Raw genomic sequence first — 8654 nt, forward strand, 5'->3', positions numbered from 1 at the left:
CGTCGTTCGCTCGCGCTCTCAACTACGAATAGGCAGACGGCGTCGACTATCGCGGACTAACCGCCTTCGCTTCGCTATCCATGGCGGTCAGCGGATGAGTTTCACATCCGCGGGGACACAGCTACAAACGAACTCATAAAACTCGCCAACTTCACACCGGACATGCAAATTCTCGATGTTGGCTGTGGCGTTGGCGGCTCAACACGGCGCCTGTCACATGAAACAGGATGCTACGTAACCGGCATAGATTTGAGCGATGAATATATTGATGCCGCCGAAAGATTGACCGACCTACTAAAAATGCAGGATCGCGTTAAGTTCGAAGCCGCAAGCGCGCTCGACTTACCATTTGACGACAACACCTTTGATGGTGCCTGGTCGATTCAGATGAATATGAACGTCGAAGACAAGCTTGGCTGGTTAAAAGAAGTATTCCGCGCCATCAAACCAGGCGGTCGAGCTGTTCTGTATGAAGTATGTGGCCACAAAAACACACCTGTCTATTTTCCAGTGCCGTGGGCACAGGACAGCTCCATGAGTTTTCTGTACCACCAGAGCCATTTCGGGAAGTTATTACATCGGCCGGATTCGATATCGAGGTCTGGAATGACAAGACCGATCTGTCAAAGGAGGCATTTTCACAAATGGCAGAACCAACGGGTGAGCCAAACCTACCGGAACTCGGAGTACATATGCTGGTCGGAAACGACATACTAACTAAAGCATACAACCTTCATCGCAACCTTGATGATGAACGAGTCAGCTTGATTGAGACCGTCGCCGTTAAATCACGGGCGCAGAGCTCTTGATAGATTTCCAATACTTATTCTTTCGTCAATAACACTCAATAAGCACCCATGAAAACAAAACTAATATCATTTGCCATACTCTCAGCATTTCTAGCTGGGTCATTAACAACTTACATCCATGGGCGATCTTTCTGGGCTCCTATATACCAGAAAATTGTTGGCAAACGATCCACGGCTGACGTAATTACCATATATGGTGATCACGCCAGAAATAGAATGCGGCCATTTTTTGAACAGGCAAACATCAGCTATCCACCTCAATCCATCACATTTTTAGCTATCAAAGAGACAGAACAATTGGAAATTTGGGCTGAGACAAACGAAGGCCCAAGATTTATTAGAAGCTATCAAATAGAAGCAATGAGTGGCGAACCCGGTCCCAAACTGAAAGAAGGCGATCGGCAGGTGCCAGAAGGCGTCTATCTGATTGAGTATCTAAACCCAAATAGCGCCTACCATTTATCAATGAAACTGGATTACCCGAATCCTTTTGATTTGAAGCATGCTACTGCCGAAGGTAGAACTCAGCCTGGCTCAAATATATTTATTCACGGGAAAGCCGTCTCAATTGGCTGTCTTGCTATGGGTGACCAAACCATTGAAGAACTGTTTGTTCTCACCTCAGACATTGGAAAAGCCAACATTCAGATTGCCATTGCACCCAACGATCCTCGAGTCTCCCCTCTTCCTACCTCAGTAAGTTTAGGCTGGATATCAGAACTACACTCCACTCTCAACAGTTACTTTTCCAGATATACGAAGACACTCAATTAGCAACAGTACTTGACAGACCAAGACTTTGATCTTCATACCCTTCGATGCAGAGCGAGAAATAAAGGGGACAGAAAACTTGATCGCAATACTTAATTGACTCACAACTTCGGCACAGCCCACCTAACTTTTATTATCTTCATCGGCTCTGACCTCCTCCCTCCACATCACCGAGCATCGGATCGATTTCAGAATTGAGTGAGTAGCTGCCTGAGCGTAGCGAGTTTCTGCTTACGCCTGAATTCGTGATAAGTGATGGAACCCAAAGGGTGATGTGGTGGGGTGATGGTTTTGTGTGATTTTGCCGAATCAAAAGCACCACGCCGCGCGGGTTCGCGAACCCGCATTAAATACCGTCGCGTCAGCGACACAGTACAGACAAATTCAAGCAACCAGAGTGTTTACTTGCTCCCGGATTCCGTTCCACTCCATCCGGGCTACACATATCAATAACAATTCACACCAACACTACGAGCCCTTCCGACTCTCCGGACTCTTCTGATAGTCCAACAACTTGTTAGCAAAATACCGATCTCCCAACTCTGGATCGATGGGATTACCCTCCATATCGACCAGTGGCAGATCGAACTCATTCCAACCACGCAGACCGGTCTTCAGTGAGGTAACGTGTTTGTAGCCCATCTGCATCAGGGTGTAGGCGGCAAACACACTGCGACTACCTGATCGACAGACCACCACGATCTGTCGGTCTCGCGCCTCGACCAGCTCCGGCTCGGTCTCTTCATGATCCCACTCCACTGCCGTCTCAAGAATGCCTCGCGGCACATGCAGAGAACCATCTATCTTCATTGTGTCGTATTCCTGATTTTCACGTACATCCAGGAATAGCAGATCGTCACCCGCCTCCACTCTCTCAGCCACATCCCAGGGAAAACACTCCTTAATGTGCGGTGAGATTTCTTCGACAAAGTCTTTATAGGTACGACGTTTCATAGCTACTCGGAGTATTTTGTATGCAGAACATTATTGTAAGTCATTTAGAAGCCGGGCAGATCATTATCTCATCTCTGCACATCCTTACAATCGAGGAACAACAGCGAAAAAGGGCGCCTGGTTCTCACCAGACACCCTTTTCAATTTTCTACAATCCTCTCGACCGGAGCCGTGCGGCTCATCTGCAAACCGTATATGAACAGTGTAGTGATCAATATTCCAAATAAACAAACATTAGACCTGACACCAATTCTTCCAATTTCCTGACAGAGCTAACTAACCAGAAGTTTCACGATTAGAGAGCTCATCGAGTGCATCATTAATTCGGTACTCTGCGCTCAGCGCCACCTGGTTATGCAAAACACCCACAACAAATAGCGGCAACATGAACATCATCATCCAGATAACGATCTGCTGCTCCATATCTTTCTTTCTGCTGTCGGAGAAGTCGAACAGTGTCACCTGCCTATCCCTGATATCATATTTGGTGTAAAACGCATCTCGTGACATCGTCTCGCGGTCCTTTAAAATCGCCTCAAAATCCCCGAGGTAACGTCCGCGAAAGTCTCCCCGATCATCCAGCGCCTCTAACACCATGGTACCGAATGATGTTGTGGCAAATCGTGCCGCATTAACCCCTACACTCTCCATTGTTCCCGCTGTGAAGGTCCAACTGAACTTCTCAGCGAAGAGCGCGTTATCAATCAGTTTAATTGTGGGGAGATAAGCGAAAGCGACCAATACGACAAACACTAACGTCAGAACCTTGAGCCGAACTCCATTCGTGCGAAAGTCGCTTTTACCGAAGTTACCAAAAAGCTTGAACAGCATGGAAAAGAGATTCAGCACCGGTAGCGCTGCCAGTAACGCAAAGAATGAGACGAAAACGCGCGTAAAGAAACGCCCCATCATGCCTGGAGTCTTGTTGCCCTTGATTCTCCAGTAGTAGCCGGTGTTTCGATTAACAAAGCGGTAGGTCTGGACACTTCTCTTGCCCGATATCAGTGATACCTGACGGCCTTCAAGCACATCAAGATTGGAGTTATTGAACTGATAGCTTTCTTCACGCCCGGCTTCATCCTTGACCCAGATCTTTTGTACCTGATGATGTCTAACGCTGCTGGTAACGGGGGGTAGTTGATGTATGTGCAACGCCGTTGGTTACGGTGGTATGTGAGCCACCCCCTGAGACTTCTGTTGAGCTATAACGCTGATCTTCAAATCCGTTAACAACGCCGCGAATAACGGCCGCCTGTTTTTCCACACCCATAACAACATCCCTTTTTTATTTTATTATTGGATGACAATATAACAGATGCAACTCGGTCGTTTCGAACCATAAAACTGATCGATATCAACAAAAGAACTGTAATCATCCAAATGACAATTGCTTATCTTCTGAGGAAACACAACCCTCAATAACAAACGCCATTAGCCCAACCAACTTGATTCACCCCTATACTTTTCATCGCTTTTATTCTTAGCTAAAACTCACCCAACACAACTGCAATCCAAATAAAAAGGGCACCCTACTCACGAAGGGCGCCCCTCTTTCTATATTAACAGCGAGCCATCCGGCAATGCCGAGTGGATCACCTACTCAACTATCGAGCAATTTCAAACACCACACGACGGTTCATCATACGACCTTCGGCGTTATCGTTGCTGGCAACCGGATCGCTCTCACCCATACCTTTGCTGGTGAGCAGACTGCCAGAGACACCCGTACCGGTCAGGTAACGAGCGACTGATGCAGCGCGGCGCTCAGAGAGCCCCATGTTGTAGGCGGCACTACCCATGCTGTCGGTGTGGCCGATCACCTTCACACCGGTTACATCGGGACGCCCCTTGAGAACATCGGCAAGCTTTTCGAGCACAAGCTTCGACTCGGGCTTCAGCTCGGCCGAGTTGGTCTCGAACAGCACGTTGTTGAGCACGATCTCGAACATGCAGCCGTCGCTATCAACCTTGGCACCCTTCGGTGTGCCGGGGCACTTGTCCATGTAGTCATAGACACCGTCGCCATCGCTATCGAGGGGGCAACCCTTGCCATCAACTGCCGCTCCCGCCGGTGTTCCCGGGCACTTGTCCATGTAGTCGTAGACACCATCACCATCACTATCAAGAGGGCAACCGCTGGTATCGACCTTCACGCCCCTTGGGGTATTGGGGCACTTGTCGTGCATATCGACTACGCCATCCCCATCGCTATCGAGCGGACAGCCAACAGCATCGACGGCCACACCCTTGGGTGTGTCGGGGCAGCGATCCTTGTCATCGAGCACACCGTCACCATCACTATCGAGTACCGCGCCACACGGCACGTGTCGGCGGGATACCGTACTGGGTCTTCCAGCACTCGCCGTAGGCGTTCATTGGGATCACTCCACGACTATCTTTGGAGTAGCGATCTACCGCCTGAGCGGAGAATGAACAGATGGCGAGCAGCAAGCCACCGACCACTCCGTATGCAAACTTGTTTGCCTGTTTATTCATTATTTGTCCCCTTCAAGTCTGATTTGAGTCTGAGATACTCAATTTCAATTATTCAATTCGTTATCACTTCTCTGGTATGTCCACGCCACCGACGCAATATACGTAGCCACGTTCTCAATATAGTCCTATTTTTCAGAACTATTTCCCAAGCCCAGATAAGGATTCGTTTAGCCTAGCCAGAAACTTAACTTATCAAGGGCTATTACCGATATCCTCACCTCGATTGCGGTCAAATTCATCTCTCCTCTCTTCATTTAATATCAATTAAGTGGAATCGGACTCAGTAATGTCAGATAGTGTCACACAAGCCGAGCTAAAGAGTATTAAGCTTGGTGCCGTTATAAATATGGCCTGATAAAACTTCTTGCGAAGTAACAACCTATTTAAAGGACTCAGAACATGAACTTTCTCAACAACATGACGATTAAGGTTCGCCTCATCTTCCTGGTCTCTGTCGCCAGCATATTAATGGTCATTATCGGTGCCATGGGTCTCAATGGCATGACCAGTCTCGAGACCTCGATGAAGAGCGTCTATGCCGACCGTCTGATCCCCACCGGCCAGCTGAGCAAGATCATCGGCTACATGCGCGATAATCGCACCCAGCTTTTCACCGCGCTGCAACACGACAGTAACAATGAGTTCTCCACCATGCATAACCATCAGGTAACAATGCATACCGATATCGTGACTGCGAACATTGGGAAGATCTCCACACTCTGGGATGCCTATATGGCCACCTACCTAACCCCCGAGGAGAAGGTGCTGGCCGATGAGTTTGGCAAAACACGAAAAGCATTTGTTAAGGAGGGTCTGATCCCAGCCCGTGATGCACTGCTCAAAGGTCAGTACCGCGAGAGCAATATCATTCTGCTGCAGAAGGTCAACACCCTCTTTGTCCCTGCCAACGCTTCCGCCGAGAAATTGCTGCAGCTGCAGCTCGATGTCGCAGAGCAACTGCAGAGCGAAGCCGAGGCCAACTACAACACCACCTTTACCGTCTATCTGGTGCTGATGATTGGTGGTATCGGCCTACTGACCGTTCTCGCCATCATGACCATCACCGGCATTAGCGGTGCAGTACGAGATCTGGAAGAAGCCTCCAATGGCCTCGCGGCCGGCGACCTCAATGCCCGCAGCAGCTACAAAGGCAAGGATGAGCTGGGCCGCGTTGCAGCCGCCTTCAATATGATGGGTGAGAAGTTCCATAACGTTATCCAGGATCTCTCAGGGGCTACCAGTCAGCTTGCATCGGCCGCTGAAGAGACCTCAGCGATCACCGACCAGACCTCGCAGGGCATCACCCGCCAGCAGGCCGAGACCGAGCAGGTTGCTACCGCGATGAACGAGATGAACGCTACCGTGCATGAGGTTGCACAGAACGCCGCACTCGCTGCCGAATCGGCACGACAGGCTGATGAGGCTTCTAACCGTGGCAAACAGGTGGTGGAGCACACTATCGATGTGATCAACACACTCGCCTCTGAGGTTGAGCACGCAGCCAGCGTCATTCACACCCTGGAGCAGGAGAGCGCCGATATCGGTACCGTACTCGACGTTATCCGCGGCATCGCCGAGCAGACCAACCTGCTGGCGCTCAACGCGGCCATTGAGGCGGCACGTGCCGGTGAGCAGGGTCGTGGTTTCGCAGTGGTCGCCGATGAGGTTCGCTCACTCGCCAGCCGTACCCAGACCTCGACTCAGGAGATCGACGAGATGATCTCTCGTCTGCAGTCGGGTGCTGCCGATGCGGTTAAGGCGATGGAGTCGAGCAGCAATCAGGCCCAGGCCGGTGTTGAACAGGCTGCCGAGGCAGGTTCATCACTCGATGCAATCACCAATGCCGTGGCACAGATCAACGATATGAACACCCAGATCGCCAGTGCCGGTGAGGAGCAGAGTGCTGTGGCCGAGGAGATCAACCGCAACATCGTCACCATCAGCTCGGTGGCCGATGAGACGGCGGGCGGTGCGGTACAGACCTCTAACGCCAGCGCCGAGGTAGCTCGTCTCTCCGAGCAGCTGCAGGCCCTGGTACAACAGTTCCGCATCTAGGCAACACACAGCAACGCAAAAAAGGGCAGCCAGTGGCTGCCCTTTTTTAATGCAAAACCTTTATTCTTTCGCTTCGATTCGTGGCGTAATCCAGAGCGCTGTGACTGGGTAGCTGCCAAACAGTCGCTCCACCCGTAGCTCCAGCTGCAACGCGCGACCGCGCCAGGGTGAGAGATCGACATCAAGCCGTATCACTCTTTTACCGCTCAGCTGCTGTTGCTTGAGCAACCGCTCACTACCATCAACTATCGCCAGCACAGAATATCGTAAGGTTGCTCGATCCGGCGCACCGTGCATCAGCGCCAGTTCGGCACGCAGATGCGCGTTCTCTGGCAATCTTGGTAGATCAAAACGCCCACCGACATAATCACGACCACGCCAGTCGGGACGTACCGCGATGACCTGCCGCCCCCAACGACCATTGGCAAGTCGTACACTGCCAAGCCCCTGAGCCATAGCCCTCTTGGCGACCCGCGCCGAACCAAAGCGCACCCTCCCTGTAACACTCTGCCACTGCGCACTACGTGCCGTGGCATAGAGATCAACACCGGCACTCAGCTGCTGCCCTGTACAGCGCCCCATACCGACCGGGGTACCGTCACTACAGCGCATCGTCTCCGCCACGCTGGGAAGCGTTGCGACACTCAACAGCAAAAGACCGGTCAGTTTCATTGCAACGCTCAAGAGAATCTCCCGTAAAGGCTCACCCTAACTGTGGACCCTGTTTGATCTGCTTTAGTTCGCACCGAACTAACCTCGACTCCGTGGTTTGGCCCGCGCCGTCGGTGGAGCGTTCCACGGGTCGTCGGGCCAGGGGTGATTTGTAACAAATATGTGGTGCCTCGTTGACAGTATGATTGTTCGCTTTAAAAGCCTATAAAATAGAGGATGATCAGATTTTCATCCATTAGGAGAGCTGACTGTCAACAATGTTGCAATCGGTTGACACTTTTGTAAATGAGTTTTAGAGCTGTTGACGAGTAAAAAGAGCTGACCACCTCTGTAGTGACGACGACAAAAGAACTGGACGGTGTAGATCGGGTGTTGGACACACTTCGCCAATGAGGATGGTCAGTTAAGTCAATCAATTGGTCAACTATGCGACCGTAGAAAACCTCATGGCTTAGCCAAGTTATCGTCTGCTACTCCCCTAGGATGAGACACTCAACGGCCAAAGCAAGCGATGGAGAAACCGTCCGCATTGGCTACTTTGCTAGGCTCTCCATGAGCTCATTACCATTTCGGCGCGATAACTACTAGATGCATTAGCAATCCATCTGCGCAAACACTGTTTAACATTTACAGTGAGATCATCAGGTGGAATATGCTCACCAATCATACCCCGCAGATAAACATCTTTTCGACCGTTGTTACCATTATGCCCCTTGGCTCCTAGACGCCGCATAATGCTTTCTCGACTTGGCGAGTCAGTCCACCGGCATTCTGTAACCAGTATTTGCAAAAGATTCTCTCCGGGGAGTCGCTATTTTTGCGGAAGCTTGTTTTGGGCATCCAAGCCCAAGCAAGCGGCAAATACTTAACGCGACCGTTTATGCCTACGGCGCCCCG

Annotated in this window: 8 protein-coding genes; 3 read left to right on the plus strand and 5 right to left on the minus strand. The window is 50.8% G+C overall.

The window, feature by feature from the left end; genetic code table 11:
• Window positions 1-135: 135 nt before the first annotated feature.
• Together BOW52_RS15480 and BOW52_RS15485 are read left to right on the plus strand one after the other, a co-directional pair.
• A complete protein-coding gene (locus BOW52_RS15480; RefSeq protein WP_269087671.1) occupies window positions 136-717 on the plus strand; it encodes a class I SAM-dependent methyltransferase in 582 nt (193 codons plus the stop codon).
• 140 nt (window positions 718-857) lie between these two features.
• Window positions 858-1583 carry a L,D-transpeptidase family protein gene (locus BOW52_RS15485; RefSeq protein ID WP_078484984.1) on the plus strand — a complete coding sequence of 242 codons (726 nt, stop codon included), beginning with the start codon at window positions 858-860 and terminating at the stop codon, window positions 1581-1583.
• Window positions 1584-2048: 465 nt separating this feature from the next.
• On the opposite strand, the gene BOW52_RS15490 is transcribed toward BOW52_RS15485, so the two are convergent.
• The 4 genes from BOW52_RS15490 to BOW52_RS15505 all read right to left on the minus strand — a co-directional run bounded on the left by BOW52_RS15490 (window position 2049) and on the right by BOW52_RS15505 (window position 5030).
• Window positions 2049-2534, minus strand: a complete 486-nt coding sequence (locus tag BOW52_RS15490) for a rhodanese-like domain-containing protein (RefSeq protein WP_078484985.1) — start codon at window positions 2532-2534, stop codon at window positions 2049-2051.
• Between the two features lie 276 nt (window positions 2535-2810).
• The gene (locus BOW52_RS15495) at window positions 2811-3686 is read right to left on the minus strand and encodes a hypothetical protein (RefSeq protein WP_078484986.1); all 876 of its coding nucleotides are present in this window, start codon (window positions 3684-3686) and stop codon (window positions 2811-2813) included.
• Between the two features lie 452 nt (window positions 3687-4138).
• Complete coding sequence (locus BOW52_RS15500; RefSeq protein ID WP_078484987.1) at window positions 4139-4858, minus strand: OmpA family protein; 720 nt, start codon at window positions 4856-4858, stop codon at window positions 4139-4141.
• Window positions 4833-5030, minus strand: coding sequence for a hypothetical protein (locus tag BOW52_RS15505; RefSeq protein WP_078484988.1), 198 nt, complete (start codon window positions 5028-5030; stop codon window positions 4833-4835). The genes BOW52_RS15500 and BOW52_RS15505 overlap by 26 nt, the downstream gene beginning before the upstream one ends.
• 399 nt (window positions 5031-5429) lie before the next feature.
• On the opposite strand from BOW52_RS15505, the gene BOW52_RS15510 reads away from it, so the two are divergent.
• Window positions 5430-7085: a methyl-accepting chemotaxis protein gene (locus BOW52_RS15510; protein ID WP_078484989.1), complete on the plus strand. Its 1656-nt coding sequence runs from the start codon at window positions 5430-5432 to the stop codon at window positions 7083-7085.
• A gap of 60 nt (window positions 7086-7145) precedes the next feature.
• On the opposite strand, the gene BOW52_RS15515 is transcribed toward BOW52_RS15510, so the two are convergent.
• A complete protein-coding gene (locus tag BOW52_RS15515) occupies window positions 7146-7769 on the minus strand; it encodes a hypothetical protein (protein WP_135622528.1) in 624 nt (207 codons plus the stop codon).
• Window positions 7770-8654 lie beyond the last annotated feature (885 nt).

It is taken from the genome of Solemya pervernicosa gill symbiont, assembly GCF_002020875.1.
GTDB lineage: Bacteria > Pseudomonadota > Gammaproteobacteria.